Annotated in this window: 14 protein-coding genes and 1 pseudogene; 6 read left to right on the forward strand and 9 right to left on the reverse strand. The window is 70.0% G+C overall.

What is annotated here, in order from left to right:
- Window positions 1–22: 22 nt before the first annotated feature.
- Window positions 23–775 (forward strand): SDR family NAD(P)-dependent oxidoreductase, encoded by a 753-nt coding sequence (locus AMY39116_RS0308945; protein ID WP_020417353.1) that lies wholly within the window; start codon window positions 23–25, stop codon window positions 773–775.
- A gap of 1 nt (window position 776) precedes the next feature.
- On the opposite strand, the gene AMY39116_RS0308950 is transcribed toward AMY39116_RS0308945, so the two are convergent.
- The 3 genes from AMY39116_RS0308950 to AMY39116_RS0308960 are packed head-to-tail and all read right to left on the reverse strand — an operon-like array spanning window position 777 to window position 3898.
- Complete coding sequence (locus AMY39116_RS0308950) at window positions 777–1646, reverse strand: alpha/beta hydrolase (protein WP_020417354.1); 870 nt, start codon at window positions 1644–1646, stop codon at window positions 777–779.
- 51 nt (window positions 1647–1697) lie between these two features.
- Window positions 1698–3056 carry an MFS transporter gene (locus AMY39116_RS42570; protein ID WP_051123499.1) on the reverse strand — a complete coding sequence of 453 codons (1359 nt, stop codon included), beginning with the start codon at window positions 3054–3056 and terminating at the stop codon, window positions 1698–1700.
- Window positions 3053–3898 (reverse strand): alpha/beta hydrolase, encoded by an 846-nt coding sequence (locus tag AMY39116_RS0308960; protein ID WP_020417356.1) that lies wholly within the window; start codon window positions 3896–3898, stop codon window positions 3053–3055. Before AMY39116_RS0308960 ends, AMY39116_RS42570 begins: the two co-directional genes overlap by 4 nt.
- Before the next feature lie 103 nt (window positions 3899–4001).
- Between AMY39116_RS0308960 and AMY39116_RS0308965 the strand changes: the two genes are divergently transcribed.
- Window positions 4002–4970: a LysR family transcriptional regulator gene (locus AMY39116_RS0308965; RefSeq protein ID WP_020417357.1), complete on the forward strand. Its 969-nt coding sequence runs from the start codon at window positions 4002–4004 to the stop codon at window positions 4968–4970.
- Window positions 4971–5011: 41 nt separating this feature from the next.
- On the opposite strand, the gene AMY39116_RS45300 is transcribed toward AMY39116_RS0308965, so the two are convergent.
- A complete protein-coding gene (locus AMY39116_RS45300; RefSeq protein ID WP_020417358.1) occupies window positions 5012–5374 on the reverse strand; it encodes a YciI family protein in 363 nt (120 codons plus the stop codon).
- Between the two features lie 515 nt (window positions 5375–5889).
- Here AMY39116_RS45300 and AMY39116_RS48080 point away from each other — a divergent pair.
- A complete protein-coding gene (locus AMY39116_RS48080) occupies window positions 5890–6519 on the forward strand; it encodes a hypothetical protein (RefSeq protein WP_020417359.1) in 630 nt (209 codons plus the stop codon).
- A 64-nt stretch (window positions 6520–6583) separates the two neighbouring features.
- Window positions 6584–6874 (forward strand): transposase, encoded by a 291-nt coding sequence (locus AMY39116_RS0308980; protein ID WP_027935500.1) that lies wholly within the window; start codon window positions 6584–6586, stop codon window positions 6872–6874.
- A gap of 141 nt (window positions 6875–7015) precedes the next feature.
- Here AMY39116_RS0308980 and AMY39116_RS0308985 read toward each other — a convergent pair whose 3' ends face one another.
- The 4 genes from AMY39116_RS0308985 to AMY39116_RS0309000 form a co-directional block, all read right to left on the reverse strand.
- The gene (locus AMY39116_RS0308985) at window positions 7016–7363 is read right to left on the reverse strand and encodes an EthD domain-containing protein (RefSeq protein ID WP_020417360.1); all 348 of its coding nucleotides are present in this window, start codon (window positions 7361–7363) and stop codon (window positions 7016–7018) included.
- A complete protein-coding gene (locus tag AMY39116_RS0308990) occupies window positions 7360–8364 on the reverse strand; it encodes an AraC family transcriptional regulator (RefSeq protein ID WP_020417361.1) in 1005 nt (334 codons plus the stop codon). Before AMY39116_RS0308990 ends, AMY39116_RS0308985 begins: the two co-directional genes overlap by 4 nt.
- Window positions 8361–9308 carry an oxidoreductase gene (locus AMY39116_RS0308995; RefSeq protein ID WP_039791314.1) on the reverse strand — a complete coding sequence of 316 codons (948 nt, stop codon included), beginning with the start codon at window positions 9306–9308 and terminating at the stop codon, window positions 8361–8363. The genes AMY39116_RS0308990 and AMY39116_RS0308995 overlap by 4 nt, the downstream gene beginning before the upstream one ends.
- A gap of 558 nt (window positions 9309–9866) precedes the next feature.
- On the reverse strand, window positions 9867–10598 hold the full coding sequence (locus AMY39116_RS0309000) for a TetR/AcrR family transcriptional regulator (protein ID WP_020417363.1): 732 nt from the start codon (window positions 10596–10598) through the stop codon (window positions 9867–9869).
- Window positions 10599–10691: 93 nt separating this feature from the next.
- Here AMY39116_RS0309000 and AMY39116_RS0309005 point away from each other — a divergent pair, with 93 nt between their 5' ends.
- Window positions 10692–11738, forward strand: a complete 1047-nt coding sequence (locus tag AMY39116_RS0309005) for an amidohydrolase family protein (protein ID WP_020417364.1) — start codon at window positions 10692–10694, stop codon at window positions 11736–11738.
- Window positions 11739–11985: 247 nt separating this feature from the next.
- On the opposite strand, the pseudogene AMY39116_RS46000 reads toward AMY39116_RS0309005, so the two are convergent.
- Window positions 11986–12457 (reverse strand): annotated as a pseudogene (locus AMY39116_RS46000) (transposase); the annotation flags it as partial.
- Between the two features lie 903 nt (window positions 12458–13360).
- Between AMY39116_RS46000 and AMY39116_RS42585 the strand changes: the two are divergent.
- The coding region (locus AMY39116_RS42585; protein WP_039791354.1) for a hypothetical protein at window positions 13361–13744 on the forward strand (384 nt) is incomplete at its 3' end.

The raw sequence follows: 13744 nt of genomic DNA on the forward strand, positions 1-13744 counted from the left end.
GCCTCACGAAGGGACCCCGATCATGCGACTGCGCAACAAGACCGCGCTGATCACCGGCGCCTCCAGCGGCATGGGCCGCGCCACCGCCACGACCTTCGCCCGGGAGGGCGCCGCCGTGGTGGTCGCCGACATCAACGACGACGACGGCGCGGCCGTGGTCAAGGAGATCGAGGCCGGCGGCGGGCGGGCGCGTTACCTGCACCTGGACGTCACCGACGAGGATTCATGGACCACCGGGATCGACGAGATCGTCGCGGAGTTCGGCCGGCTCGACGTGCTGGTCAACAACGCCGGGATCAGCGGCACCTTCGATCCCGACCTCACCAGCACTGCGTTCTTCGACCAGCTCATGCTGGTCAACGCCAAGGGTGTGTTCCTCGGCATCAAGCACGGCGCCGCCGCGATGGCCCGCTCCGGCGGCGGCTCGATCGTCAACCTGTCCTCGATCTCGGCCTCGATCGGCCAGCTCGGCGTGCACCTCGGCTACGGGGCGTCCAAGGCCGCCGTGAAGTCGATGACCCGGACCGCCGCCGTGCACTACGCCGACGACGGGATCCGGGTCAACGCGGTCGCTCCGGGGATGCTCCCGCCGATGCGGACCTCCCGCGGCTCGGCCGACCCGGTGTGGCGGGCCAGGCAACTCGACGGGGTGCCGATGAAGCGGGCCGGCGAGGTGCGGGAGGTCGCCGACGTCGTCCTCTTCCTCGCCAGTGACGAGGCCTCCTACGTGACCGGCGTGGAGGTCCTGGTCGACGGCGGGCTGACCGCGGTGTGACTCACCGCCGGGCGAGGAACGCCTCCACGGCGGCCACCACGTCCCCGGGCGCTTCCTCGGGGACGTAGTGGCCGCCCGGGACGGCGTGGCCGCGCACGGCGGCGGGATCGGCGTGGTGCTCCTGCCAGACGCGCACCACGTCGGTCCCGCCGAGGCCGCCCTCGGCGCCCCACAGCAGGAGCAGCGGAGCCCGCACCCGCAATCCCCGCGCGTGATCGGCCTGGTCGCGGTCGAGATCGGTCGAGAAGCCGGTGCGGTAGTCCTCGAAGGACGCCCGCAGGTGGCCCGGGTCGCTGAACGCGGCGACATAGTGGTGGAACGTCTCCGCGTCCACGGCGCCGGATTCGAGGACGCGGGCGAAGAAGTGCCGCAGATACGCCTCCACGTTCCCGGCGACCAGCGTCGCCGCCAGCTCCGGGTTCCGGTGGAAGAACCAGTGCCACATCGCGCTCGCCGAGTCGCGGTCGAAGGTGTCCATGACGACCCTGGTCGGCAGGATGTCCAGCAGCACCAGGGCGTTGATGTCCGACGGGTGGTCCAGGGCCCAGCGGTGCGCGACGCGGGCGCCGCGATCGTGGCCGATCACCACCGCCGAGGAGAACCCGAGGTGGTGGATCAGGGCACTCAGGTCTGCGGCGGTGGCGCGCTTGTCGTACTCCCCCGACCGCGCCAGACCCGAGTCCCCGTACCCACGCAGGTCCGGGACGATGAGGGTGCGCCCCCGGCTGAGCGGCTCCACCACGTGCCGCCAGCAGGCGTGCGTCTGCGGCCAGCCGTGCACCAGCACGGCGGGCTCGGGCCCGTCACCGACGACGCGGTAGGCCAGCTCGACATCGTCCAGGCGCACCGACTCGCGGATGTCCCACGGCATGATTTCCCCTTGCTCTCACGAAGTTTCCGCCGACCACAGTGCACACTCCGCTCAGCCCACACCAAGCGGCGGTTGCCGCTCAGTGGCAGCCGGGCGCCGCGAACCCAGCCGTGCGGTGGCCAGGGCGGCGAGCAGGAACACGACGGCCTCGTAGACCATCGCCGAGCCCATCGCCCCCGCGGTGTAGACGACTCCGGCCAGCGCCACCCCGACCGTGCCGCCGAGCTGCTGCGCGGTGGGCAACAGCCCGGACACCGAACTGGCCGCGCCCGCCGGGACCCGGTGCAGCACCAGGGAAAACGCCGAGGCGGTGAAGACGCCGAACGCGAAACCTCCCGCGGCCAGCACTACCCACAGCACCGGCGCCGGCGCCGGCAGCGCCGGGATGACGAGCAGCGACACCACGGCGAGCCCGGCGGACGCGGCGGCCAGCGCGACGGCGCCGAACCGGCGCGCCGCGGCTTCGGCGACCCCGCTGCCCAGCAGCGCGCCGACCGCGTACGGCGCGACCGTCAACGCTGTCACCAGCGGGTCCCGGTGCAGCTCGCCCTGCAGGTACAGGGAGAGCAGCAGGCTGAACGACGGAATCCCGGCGTTGAACAGCAGCACCGCCCCGATGCCCCAGCGGGTCGTCGTCGCCGCCAGCGCGTCCGGGTGCACCAACGGGTGCCGCACTCGCCGTTGTGACGCGGCGAAGGCGCCGAGCAAGCCCAGCGCCACCACCAGGCTGACCCACGTCCACACCGGCCAGGCCGCGTCCTCGCCGAGGGTCAGCGGCAGCACGAGCAGGACCAGTCCCGCCAGGGACAACACCGCGCCGACCGGGTCCACCCGGCTCGCGCCCACCGGCCCGCGCCCCGCGGGCAGCACCCGGAACAAGGCCAGCGCGGCGATCCCGACCGGAACCGGCAGCGCCAGCGCGACCCGCCAGCCGGCCCCGAACGGGTCGAAGTGCAGCAGGACGCCGCAGCACAACGGCCCGGCCAGCGAGGCGATCGCCATCGTCGCCCCGTACCGGCCCAGCACTGCCGCCCGCCGGTCCGCGGGCACCGCGTTCTGGATCAGCGACAGGATCTGCGGCGCCACCAGACCGCTGCCCGCCCCTTGCACCAGCCTGGCGGCCACCAGCCACTCCACGTCCGGCGCGGCGGCCGCGGCCAGCGACGCCAGCGTGAACACGGCCGTGCCGGCGACGAACAGCCGCCGGTAGCCGAACCGGTCGCCGAGCCGCGCCGCGGTGATCAGCGCGCAGGCGTAGGTGAGCGTGTAGCCGGCCAGGGCGAGCTGCCCCGCGCCCGAGCCGGCGGCGAGGTCGTGGCGGATGCGCGGCACGGCCAGCTGCATGACGGTGACGCTCATCAGCTGGACGAACGTCCCCGACAGCAGCACGGCCTGAGCGGCGGGCCTCATGCCTGCTTCGCGATCCGGCCGAGGAGTTCGGCGAGCTCGCCGGGCCGGGTCAGGAACGGCGAGTGCCCGCCGGGCAGGGAATGCACCGTGAACCGGTTGTCCGGTGTCACGCGGTCGGCTTCGGCGATCATCAGGTCCTGCGTGACCGGCGGCAACGCGAGGTCGCCGGTCAGCCGGATGTAGCTGCGCGGCACGCGGCCCCACCGTGCGGCGGTGACCGGGAACTCCCCGGCCAGCGACACCAGGGGTTCGTCGGGGTGCAGCGTGAGGCGCCAGCCGGGGCGGTCCGCGGGCCAGTCGTTGAGGAACGCCCGCCGGATCACCTCCACTTCGGACGGATCCGGGGAGAGCGGGTTGATCCGGAACGCGCCGATCACCTCGGGGTCACCGGCCCGCGGCACCTGGACAGCATCGGCGTTCTCCGGCGCGGCGACGTAGTCCACGAAGCGTGGCCGGCCCGCGGGCACGAACGCCGACAGGTACACCACGTGGTCGGCCAGCTCCGGGTGCCGCTCGATCGCGGCCGAAGCCGGGCCGCCGCCCGCGCTGTGCGCGACGAGGACCACCCGCGCGAACCGGCGGCGCACCTCGGCGAGGTCGGCGATCAGCGCGTCGACGAGCACGCCGGTGGTGAGCCCGGTGAGCGCGGACGGTTCGCTGGTCAGGCCCGGCTGGCCCGGCTGCAGGTACCCGGACGGTGTCGGCGCGGTGATGCCGTGCCCGGGCAGGTCCACGGCCACGCTGGGCACGCCGGAGGCGGCCAGCGCGCGCTGGGTCGCGGCCCAGTGCAGCGAGGAGTGCCAGGCACCGTGGACGAACACGCAGGCGGTGGTCTCGTTCATGACGTCCTTTCGACGGAAGTGGGAACGAGGTCCACTCCACCGCGTCGCCGTGACGGTCATCCACTTTCATATCTGGATCAGACCGGCGCGATATCTTGTGTGTATGGAAGTGCGACACCTCCGGTACGCCCTGGCCCTGGCCGAGCACCAGCACTTCGGCCGGGCGGCCGCCGCACTCGGGATCGCGCAGCCGCCGCTGTCCACGCAGATCGCGGCCGTCGAACGCGAGATCGGTGAGCGGCTGTTCGACCGCACGCCCCGCGGCGTGTTCCCGACCGCCGCCGGCACCGCGTTCCTCGCCCGGGCGCGGCGTGCGCTGAGCGAGATGACCGCCGCCGCGGTCGAGGCCGGCCGCGCGGCGCGCGGCGAAACCGGTCAGCTGCGGATGGGGTTCATCGGCTCGGCGTTGCTCGACCCGCTGCCCGGCGTGCTGGGCCGCTTCCGCAAAGCGCGGCCGGACGTCCGGCTCGACCTGCGGGAGATGAACAGCCCGGACGGGACCGCGGCCCTCGTCGCGGGCGACCTCGACGTCGCGGTCGGGCGCGGCGCGCCCCGGGGCGCCGGGGTCGACGGGCTGGTGACCGTGCCGATCGGCGCCGATCACCTGGTCGCCGTGGTCGGGGTCGCCCACCCCTTCGCCGGCCGCGCGGAGATCCGGCTCGAACAGCTGGCGGCCGAGCAGCTGATCATGTCGGCGCCCGAACAGGAGCCCGCGGTCGCCGCTCACCTGCGCAGCCTGTTCGGTGCGGACACCACGGCGCTGGACGCCGCCACCCGGTCGCGGGACGTCCACACGATCATCGGCCTCGCGGCCTGCGGCGTCGGCGTGGGCCTCGGCCCGGCCCGGATGCGGCTGGTCACCCGCAAGGACGTGTGGTTCTGCGACGTCGCCCCGCGCTTCCGCCTGCCGGACCTGCAACTGTCCTTCCGCGCGGCCGACGACTCACCGGTGCTCGCCGCGTTCCTGGACATCGTCCGCGCGAACTGCGCCGAAGTCGGCTCACGCCTGGACGACATCCTCGCCCGGCGGCAGGCCTACTCGATGGCGCCGGATCCCGCGCCGACGCGGTAGGAGGCGACCCCGGCCCCAGGACCAGGGCCGCCGCAGCGCCGTCAGGCGGCGGGCTCCTCCTGGAGGGCGCGGACCTCGATCCGGCTCCGCAGCGCCTTCGAGACCTGCTTGGTCCATTCGATGGCGACGTCGTCGTTGTCGGCCTCGATGATCCAGAAGCCGCCCAGGTACTCGTCGGCCTCGGTGAACGGGCCCGGGGTGACCACGGGGCTGTCCCCGGAGTAGTCCACCGTGGTCGCGCTCGACGGGGGCAGCAGGCCGCCCGCGGCGACAGACTCCACGAGCACCCTGGCCCGCAGCCGCTCGGCGAGTTCCGGCGCGTGGTCGTCGAGCAGCCGGGCGGCCTCGGGCGCGGCCAGGCCGGACAGCTCGATGACCTCGAGGCCCGCGATCTCGAACGGCACGACGTCTCGCGCACCGCGAACAGCACCGCGATGGGGTCGGCCACGAAGCGGCGGGCCGCGAACAACAGCGCCTCCATTAACCCTTGGTCGAGCGGAGATCAGGAACCGGTTGGCGTCGTCTCCTTCGGACAGGCCGAACGCGCAACGCAAAGCCCTGGCCTGGGGAGCGGGCAGAGGGTCCAACCGGTCCAAGTGCGGGAACAGGAGTTGGCGCGGACCGCCGTACGCGAGCTCGGAGTCGGACTCGACCCCCGCCGCGCGAACCACCCGCATGCCCTCGGCTTCGGCGACCGACACGGCGTGGTCGAGGAGGACCGTTTCCCGATGCCCGCAGCGCACCGCAACCCCAGCGCGCCACTGCGCTCGTCGCGCGCATCCGCCAGCAGGCGCCGAATCCGCGCTTGTTCGACGCCCCTCCCCACCAGCGACATGCGGTCACCCTCGTACGGCAGATCGTGTTCGCTTGCGCAAATACCTCCGTGTCGTTTCGACCGGTCCGGCCTTAGCTTCGAGCGATGGCGAACGAACTGACGATTCCGGCCCTGCCCTGTCCTTCCATCGACGAGATCGCGTCGTTCTACGAGATGCTCGGCTTCGAGGTGACCTACCGGCAGACGCGGCCGAACCCGTACCTGTCGGTGCGACGGGAAGACATCAACCTGCACTTCTTCGGCATGGACGGCTACGACCCGGCGCAGTCCTACAGCACGTGCATCGTGGTCGTGCCGGACATCCACGGGTTGTTCGAGCAATTCGCGGCGGCTATGCGCAAAAGGCACGGGAAGCTGCTCATCTCCGGCATCCCGCGGATGACGCGACCCCGGCTGCGCAACGACCGCTACACCGGCTTCGCGGTCATCGACCCGGGCGGCAACTGGATCCGGATCACCAGAGCGCAGCCGGAACCCGAGGCCACCACCCGATTGGCCAAGGCAATCCCGGGACAGCAGCGGCGGCCACAGCAGCTCGTCCTCGCCCTCGTGGTGGTTCTTCAGCCCCAGCCGGTAGTCGCGGAGGTGGCACGTCTTCGCCGTCGGCGGCGAAGACGGAAAGGAAGCATTACAACACTGGCTGTCCTGGGCGACACGATGCCGGATACCCGAGTTCGTCAAGCTCGCGCGCACCATCCGCTCCGAACTCGCTGAGCTTGGCCCCGTGGCCCGGACACCTGACCTGAGGTGACCGTCGGTCACCGGGGAGGATGTTGCGGTGCCTGCACCACACCCGCCTGAGTTCCGTCAGCGCGCCGTCGAGTTGGCCCGTCTGGGCGACAAACCGGTCGCCGCGCTGGCGAAGGACCTGGGCATCAGCGAGTCGTGTCTGCGGAACTGGATGGCCCAGGCGGACGCCGATGAGAACGGTAGTTCGGCGCGGCTGACCAGTGCGGAGAAGAAGGAACTGGCCGAGCTGCGGAAGAAGAACCGGCAGCTCGAGCTGGAGAACGAGATCCTCAAACGGGCAGCGGCCTATTTCGCCCGGGAAAACATCCTCCCAAAGTAATCTACCCGCTGGTCCGCGAGTTAGCCGACGACGGTATTGATGTCGCGGTGGCCTGCCGGGTGTTGAAGGTTTCCCGTTCCGGCTATCACGAGTGGCACACGCGGCCGCCCGCTGCTCGTGACGAGGAGAACGAATTGTTACTCAAGCACATCCGGTCCATTCTTCGGTCAGGAAGCACTCAGTGCGGTCCAGGTCCAGGAATTTGGCTTCGTCCGGCCGGACGAGGGCCAGGTACTCAGCGTCACCGAAAACTCGTTCGAGCGCGTGCTGGTCGTCGAACCACAGTTCGGTGAGGCCGTCGACGTCTCCCCTGACCGGCAGACCGGGGGTGTCCGGTGTCAGGGTGTGCTGCTGGACGTAGCGGCGGACGTTGTCGCGCACCGCTTCGACCGACTTGAACAGCGGCGCGTGCCGGTCGCGGTGGTACTCCACGAACTCGTCGTGGGTGAGGCCGCTCCGGCGTCGCAGCACGATGGTCAACTTGATCATTTCAATGTCTCCTCGGTGGTGCGGACTCGGTGCGGTGTGGTTCCGGACCAGGCCCGGAAAGCTCGGTAGAACGAGCGCGATTCGTCGTAACCGAGCAGGAGCGCGATCTCGGTGACGGAGATCTCCTGCTGTTCGAGGTAGTGACGGGCCAGTGCGTGTCTGGTCTCGTCGAGTACCGCCTGGAAACTCGTGTGCTCCTCGGCGAGCCGCCGTTGCAAAGTCCTGGTGCTGAGCGCCAGCCGCTTGGCGACGCCCGCTGCCGTGTGGTTGCCGGCGGGCAGCAGCTCGACCAGCACGGCACGAACACGGTGGGCGGTGGACTCGGCCTGGTCCAGGTCGGCGAGCCGGCGGCGCAGGTCGGGTTCGAAGACCTGCCACATCTGCGCGTTGGAGGTCAGGAACGGCGTCGTGGTGTCGGTTCCGGCGAAGGTCACCGCCGCTGTCGTACCGGATTCGACGGGAACACCGAGGTACTCTTGCCATGCGTCCACCGCATCGCGGTGGGGTGGCTCCGGTGCCGTGACCCGCAACGGGACGATCCGCTTCCGGGTACCGAGTCTCGCGAGCGCGACCCAGAACGCGAGTTCGTACGCGATCAGGCCGCTGGGAGGCGGTGGACGTACCGGCCAGCGCATGGTGAGGGTCAGCCGGTCGGCGCCGCCGTCCAGTGTGACCAGTTGTGGCCCGAGGAGGCGCTTGTAGAGGGCGATGCGCTCCGCCGCACGACGCAGGTCGGGGCTGCACAGAGCGGCGAAGACGAGTGGCTGGAAGGTCTCCACGCGCAACTGCGCGGCCAGCCGCGCAGCGAGCGCGGGATCGCCCGACACCTGTTCCACCGCGGTCCAGCACCGGTAGAACTGCGCGGGAGTGAGGGCCGTCTGCCCCTGCAGCAGCAGATCCTCCGGCAGTCCCGCCGTCCGCAGGACAGAGCCGGTTTCGATGCCGAGATCGGCGAACATCGCCACCGTCCCGGAGCCCAGGTAGAACTTGCCCGCGGTCATGCGTCGCGGCTGACCGACTCGGCGAGAGCACCGGCCACGTCAACGTCGACGCCGGTGAGGCGCCGGGACATCTGCCACAACCGGCCGATGGCCCGGTCGGCGCCGGGCCGGATCAGCCTGCGGGCGACGGGCGGGCCGGTGACCACCCAGCGCGGGCCGTACATGGTGCCCCCTTCGGCGTCCGGATCGGTCGCGGCGCGGAGCTGGCTCAGCACGCCGTGTTCGGTGTCCATGCCGATCGAACGCGCCACGGAGCGGAGGACCTTGCCGCGCACCCCGGCCGCGCCGGCCGCCCGCGTCGTGTCGAACAGGTCGGAGTTGGTGAACCCGGGGTGAGCGGTCAGCGCCCTGGCGGAGATGCCTGCTGCGCGGAACTGGCGGTCGAGCCCCTGGGCGAAATGGCGGTTGGCGAGCTTGGACGTGTCGTAGGCGCGCCAGGGCGTGTAGGGCCGGCCAAGGTACCGGCCGTCGGTCACCGCGCGGCCGGAGTGCTGTGCGGTGCTGGTTAGGGTCACTACGCGGGCTCCAGGGGTGCGCACCAGAGCGGGGAGCAGCCCAGCGGTGAGCACCCAGTGCCCTAGGTGGTTGACGGCGAACTGGGTTTCGAACCCGTCGGCCGTCACGCTTTCGGGCACCGCCATCACGCCGGCGTTGTTGATCAGCAGGTCCACTCGGGAATGCCTCGTCAGTATGTCCGCGGCAGCGCTGCGCACGGACTTCAGGGACGCCAGGTCGAGCGGGACGATCTCGACCGAGGCTCGCGGGTGCGCCGCTCGGATCCGTTCACCGGCCTGGTCGGCCTTCCACCGGTCGCGCGCCGCCACGACGACGTGAGCGCCACGTGCGGCGAGCGCGGTGGCTGTCGCCAGTCCGAGGCCCCCGTTCGCGCCGGTCACCACCGCTACTCGTCCACGTTGCTCCGGGATGTCCTTGGTCGACCACATTGTGATTGCTCCTTACGGATCTTTGCTCCGCGAGAAGCATAAGGAGCTGCGATTCATCGGGCAGTGACACAACGCGCCACAGTGGTGGCCGATCGCGCCAACGCCGCTCGCCGTGTCGTGTTCGTCGCCGTCACATGTCGTGGTCGTGATCGGTGTGGTGCCGTGCTGCCCACGTACTCCGTTCGCAGTGATGCGCACCCCACTGGTCGTCGGCGGTGACACTCCTGCGCAAACGATGGACCGTTTCGCCTCGAAGTCCTCGACTCGTTGGTGGGGCCATCCTCATCCTCTTTGTCTGCGCCCTTGTCGTGGGCGATCAGACGAAAGTCCGTAGCCATTGACACCGATGTAACGCGATTCACGTTGTGATGTGTCGCGACGGGCGTGTCGTGCGGGCGGCGGTGGCGAGGTTTTCCGCCCGCCCGGCCGGGATCAGTCTTTGCAGGCAGTATGGTTGTCGTTCAACGAAGATCGGCCACTGCCGAATAACGTGTCTCTTGGTGCTGTGGTCCTGCGCCGGACTTCCCCGCCGGAAACGCGCGGGCCGTGGAGGCCGGGTCAGCGGTCCTTGTGGTGGTCGGCGGTGAGGCGGTCGAGCCACTCACTCAGCAGGTGTTGTTCCGCACTGCTGAGCGTTGTTTGTTCGGGCAGAAGGGCGCGCAGCGCCCGGGCGGCAGAGGCGGGGCTTGCGTCGCGTACGGCGGGTTCCTCGAGGGTGACGGCGGTGATCATCGCTTCCCGGAGGGCGGTCAGGAGGGCGGGGTCGCGTTGATCGCGGGGGAGTGATAGCCAGGTGAGCACTGCTCCGCGGGCGGTCGCGTGGATGAGAGAGGCGGCGAGTTCCTCGCCGACGCGCAGCAGGCCGCTGCTGGCGAGGCGGTGGATGCGATCGAGCAGGATCTCCATGCCGGCTCGGAAGGCGGCCGAGTCCGTGCCGCGCCTGGGTTCGCCGTACATCAGCGTGTACAGCTCGGGATTGGCGAGCCCGAACTCGACGGCGAGGTCCCAGCCCGTGCGCAGGTCCTCGACGGGATCCTCCGGACGGGCGTCGGCGTGTTTGGCCGCGAGGAAGGTGGCGTAGCCGTGTTCGGCCACCGCGTCGAGCAGCCCGTCCTTGTCGCCGAACAGGCGGTAGATCGCTGGGGCCTGTACCCCGGCGGCGGCCGCGACCGCCCTGGTGGTGACCGCCTCGCGTCCCTCGCGCGCGAGCAGGTCCGCCGCCACCTCGACAAGCCGCTGTCGGGACACCTCGCGTGCCGCGACCTGTGCGTCCTCCGATCCATCAACCATGTGTCAATGATATCGAGTACTTGCTTCCACTGATGTTTTCGGTGATACCATGATTCGAGTATCGTTGGAAACACCAGTTGAGGAGTTGCTGACATGAGCGACAAGCTGCGTATCGTCGGCCTTGAGGAACACGTGGTCCTGCCCGTTCTGCTCGACGCGTGGGCGGCGGCGGGAGTCCGGCCGAACGTCTACCCCGACGACCACCCGGTCACGCGAAGGCTGTGCGATGTCGGCGATGAACGCTTGGCCGACATGGACGAGCAGGGCATCGACGTCGCGGTGCTGTCCCTGGCCACTCCGGGGGTGCAGAACCTCCCGCCGGCCGATGCCGTGCGCGTCGCGCGCGAGGCCAACGACGCGCTCGCCGCGATCGTCGACGCCAATCCCTCGCGGTTCCAGGCATTCGCCGCCATCCCGACGTCCTCGCCCGAAGCCGCCGTCGAAGAGTTGGAGCGCGCGGTCACCGGACTCGGCTTCCGCGGTGCGATGCTGTATGGCCGCACCGGCGACGCACTGGCCGACGCGCCGCAGTTCGACGACCTCTACGGAGCCGCCGAACGGCTTCACGTCCCCTTGCACTTCCACCCCCAGGCGCCGGTGCGTGCGGTCCAAGCGGCGTATTACTCGGGACTGCCCAACGGGGTGGGGGCGGCATTGGCGACCGCCGGGCTCGGCTGGTACTACGACCTGGGTGTGCAGTACCTGCGGATGATCTTCTCCGGGGTGTTCGACCGTCACCCCGGGCTGCAAGTGATCGCCGGGCACTGGGGCGAGGTCGTGCTGTTCTACCTCGATCACGTCGGCTTCCTGGGGGAGATGGCCAGGTTGCAGCGGCCGTTGGCCGACTACTTCCGTCAGAACTTCTGGGTGGCCGGCAGCGGTACGGTCAGCGAGCGCTACCTGCGCTGGACCGCCGAGGTCGTCGGAACCGACCGCATGCTCTACTCGACCGACTACCCGTACACCTTCGGCACCCGGCCCGGCGGCTTCCCCTACCTGGACACCAGCGGCGGCATCGCCAGGTCGTTCCTCGAGAACGCACCCTTCACCGAGGAGGAGAAGGCCGCCATAGGATCCGGCAACTGGGAACGGCTGACCGGCCACCTCAACGCCGACCGCCGGTCCCGCCGACCGGCATGACGGGCGCATGGGGCGTCACCGGCCACATACCCGCGCTGCAGAACGCAAGATGGTCCAAGGTCAGATCACCAAGGCCGACAACCCGGCATGCCGCCAAGCGTTGCTTGAAGTGCAGCGGGGGCCCGCGCAGTGCGAGCACACCGCGGGAGCGGCCACGCCAGCGCGGGCCGAGCCCCGTAGGAAACCAACGGGAACAGGGCCGAGCTGGGTACTGGCGTTTCTGGGCTCTTCACGATCGAGGGTGTAGTCAGGCCTGGAATCCTCCGGTCTCGAGGAGCGACCTTGCGATGTAATCGGTCGAGTTGCGGAATCCGAGTGCGGAGCCGCGGAGATGTTCGAGTCGTCCGTTGATAGCTTCGGTGGGGTCGTTGGATGTGCCGGGGCGGTCGAAGTAGGCGAGCGCGTTGGGCACGGCGGCGCTGATCGAGTCGATGAACCTGACCCATCGGTTCGCGCCCCTTTGTCCGGACGGGGTTCACGGTAGGCGGCGATCATCTGTTGGCAGATGCGCCAGGCGACCTCGACCTCGACGTGTGCATCGTCAGCGAACAACCAGGTGAGCCGGGTCGCGCTGCTTGTCGGTGAGCAGCGCGGCTCCGGTACAAGGTGCGGCGGGCGGTGTAGAACGGGCCGGTCTTGCGTCCGCCGGTGCCGATGGAGCGCCGGTTAGATTTTGCGTCGGCACTTGCCCAGGCTTCGCCAGCTAGACGTATCACGTACGCCGCGGCCGGTGTGTCGCCAGACATGCTCGACCACGCCGATCACTGAATCCAGGCAACCTCCGACGTCGACAAGTTCGCGCTCGGGCCGGTCATCTCTGACCGGCGGATGTCAGCGAGGACCTAGCGCCCCACCTTCACGTTTGCAGGTTGAAGCAGAGTTCCGTATCTTGATGTGGAACGGCGCTCCGCATTCGAGCATGGCGGATCAACGCAGACGTCGAAGAGGGACTCCATGAACGACAGCCCGTCCCCGGTCAGTCGGCCAAGCCGGTGCCCCTGGACGCCCCCGGGCGCGGCGATGACCTGCCGGTCGTCGTCTTCTCGCACGGCATGACACCGACGACGGACGACCACGAGCGGCTAACCGCTTCTGGGCCGTACACGGGTTCGTCGTTGTCCAGCCCACCCACCTCGACTCGCGGGGCGCGCCGGCCGACTACCCGCGCACCCCGCTCACGTGGCGCAGCCGCACCGACGACCTGACTCACGTGATCGGCCAGCTCGACACCATCGAAGCCACCGTGCCCGGGCTGACCGGACACGGCGACCACGAGCGCGTCGCGGTCGCCGGGCTCTCGTGGAGCGCGCAAATCGCGAGCACCGTCGTGGGTGTGCGGGTCCCCGACGCCGACGGCCTGCCCGGGCAGAGCAGGACCGACCAGCGCGTCAAGGCAGCCGTCGTGCTCTGCCTGCCCGGAACCGGCGGCCCCGACCTCAGCGCGCTCACGGCCCAGCTGTTCCCCTTCATGCGCGCAGGCGTACCTGCGCACCGTGCTCGGCCTCGACGACACCGCTTGGCACACCACCCGGGCCGCCCTTGCCGGCGACCCACTGGGCAAAATGGACTCGAAGTAATGATCTTTGCCACGGCAGACGCAGCCTGTCCGAAAGGAATTGCGAATGAGCACAGTATTGAATGTCGGACTCGATCCACGTGTCGTCGGTGACCCTACGGCACCCAGCGAAGCCTTCCCCAAGGTCGACGCAGCCGAGGTGCAGGCCGGCCTGGACCGGGCCGCCGCCGAGCTCGCCCACATGGGCCTGGGTTTCGAGACTTGCCTTCTCGATCGAAGCGCGTCGGCCGAGGAGGAGTTCCGCGCCGCCGTCCGCCGCAAGCACTACGACATCATCGTGATCGGTGGCGGCGTCCGCCTTGAGCCGTCGATGACCCCGCTCTTCGAGAAGCTGGTCAACATAGCACGCACTCACTCCCCGGAATCGGTGCTCTGCTTCAACACCGGACCGGACACCACCGTGGAAGCGGTGCGGCGATGGTGGCCCCGG

The sequence above is a fragment of the Amycolatopsis sp. ATCC 39116 genome (assembly GCF_000231075.2).
GTDB lineage: Bacteria > Actinomycetota > Actinomycetes > Mycobacteriales > Pseudonocardiaceae > Amycolatopsis_E > Amycolatopsis_E tucumanensis.

Bases quoted from the DNA above. Each gene is read 5' to 3' on its own strand.
- AMY39116_RS0308945 (WP_020417353.1), top strand. From the start codon at position 23: ATGCGACTGCGCAACAAGACCGCGCTGATCACCGGCGCCTCCAGCGGC.
- AMY39116_RS0308950 (WP_020417354.1), bottom strand. From the start codon at position 1,646: ATGCCGTGGGACATCCGCGAGTCGGTGCGCCTGGACGATGTCGAGCTG.
- AMY39116_RS42570 (WP_051123499.1), bottom strand. From the start codon at position 3,056: ATGAGGCCCGCCGCTCAGGCCGTGCTGCTGTCGGGGACGTTCGTCCAG.
- AMY39116_RS0308960 (WP_020417356.1), bottom strand. From the start codon at position 3,898: ATGAACGAGACCACCGCCTGCGTGTTCGTCCACGGTGCCTGGCACTCC.
- AMY39116_RS0308965 (WP_020417357.1), top strand. From the start codon at position 4,002: ATGGAAGTGCGACACCTCCGGTACGCCCTGGCCCTGGCCGAGCACCAG.
- AMY39116_RS48080 (WP_020417359.1), top strand. From the start codon at position 5,890: ATGGCGAACGAACTGACGATTCCGGCCCTGCCCTGTCCTTCCATCGAC.
- AMY39116_RS0308985 (WP_020417360.1), bottom strand. From the start codon at position 7,363: ATGATCAAGTTGACCATCGTGCTGCGACGCCGGAGCGGCCTCACCCAC.
- AMY39116_RS0308990 (WP_020417361.1), bottom strand. From the start codon at position 8,364: ATGACCGCGGGCAAGTTCTACCTGGGCTCCGGGACGGTGGCGATGTTC.
- AMY39116_RS0308995 (WP_039791314.1), bottom strand. From the start codon at position 9,308: ATGTGGTCGACCAAGGACATCCCGGAGCAACGTGGACGAGTAGCGGTG.
- AMY39116_RS0309000 (WP_020417363.1), bottom strand. From the start codon at position 10,598: ATGGTTGATGGATCGGAGGACGCACAGGTCGCGGCACGCGAGGTGTCC.
- AMY39116_RS0309005 (WP_020417364.1), top strand. From the start codon at position 10,692: ATGAGCGACAAGCTGCGTATCGTCGGCCTTGAGGAACACGTGGTCCTG.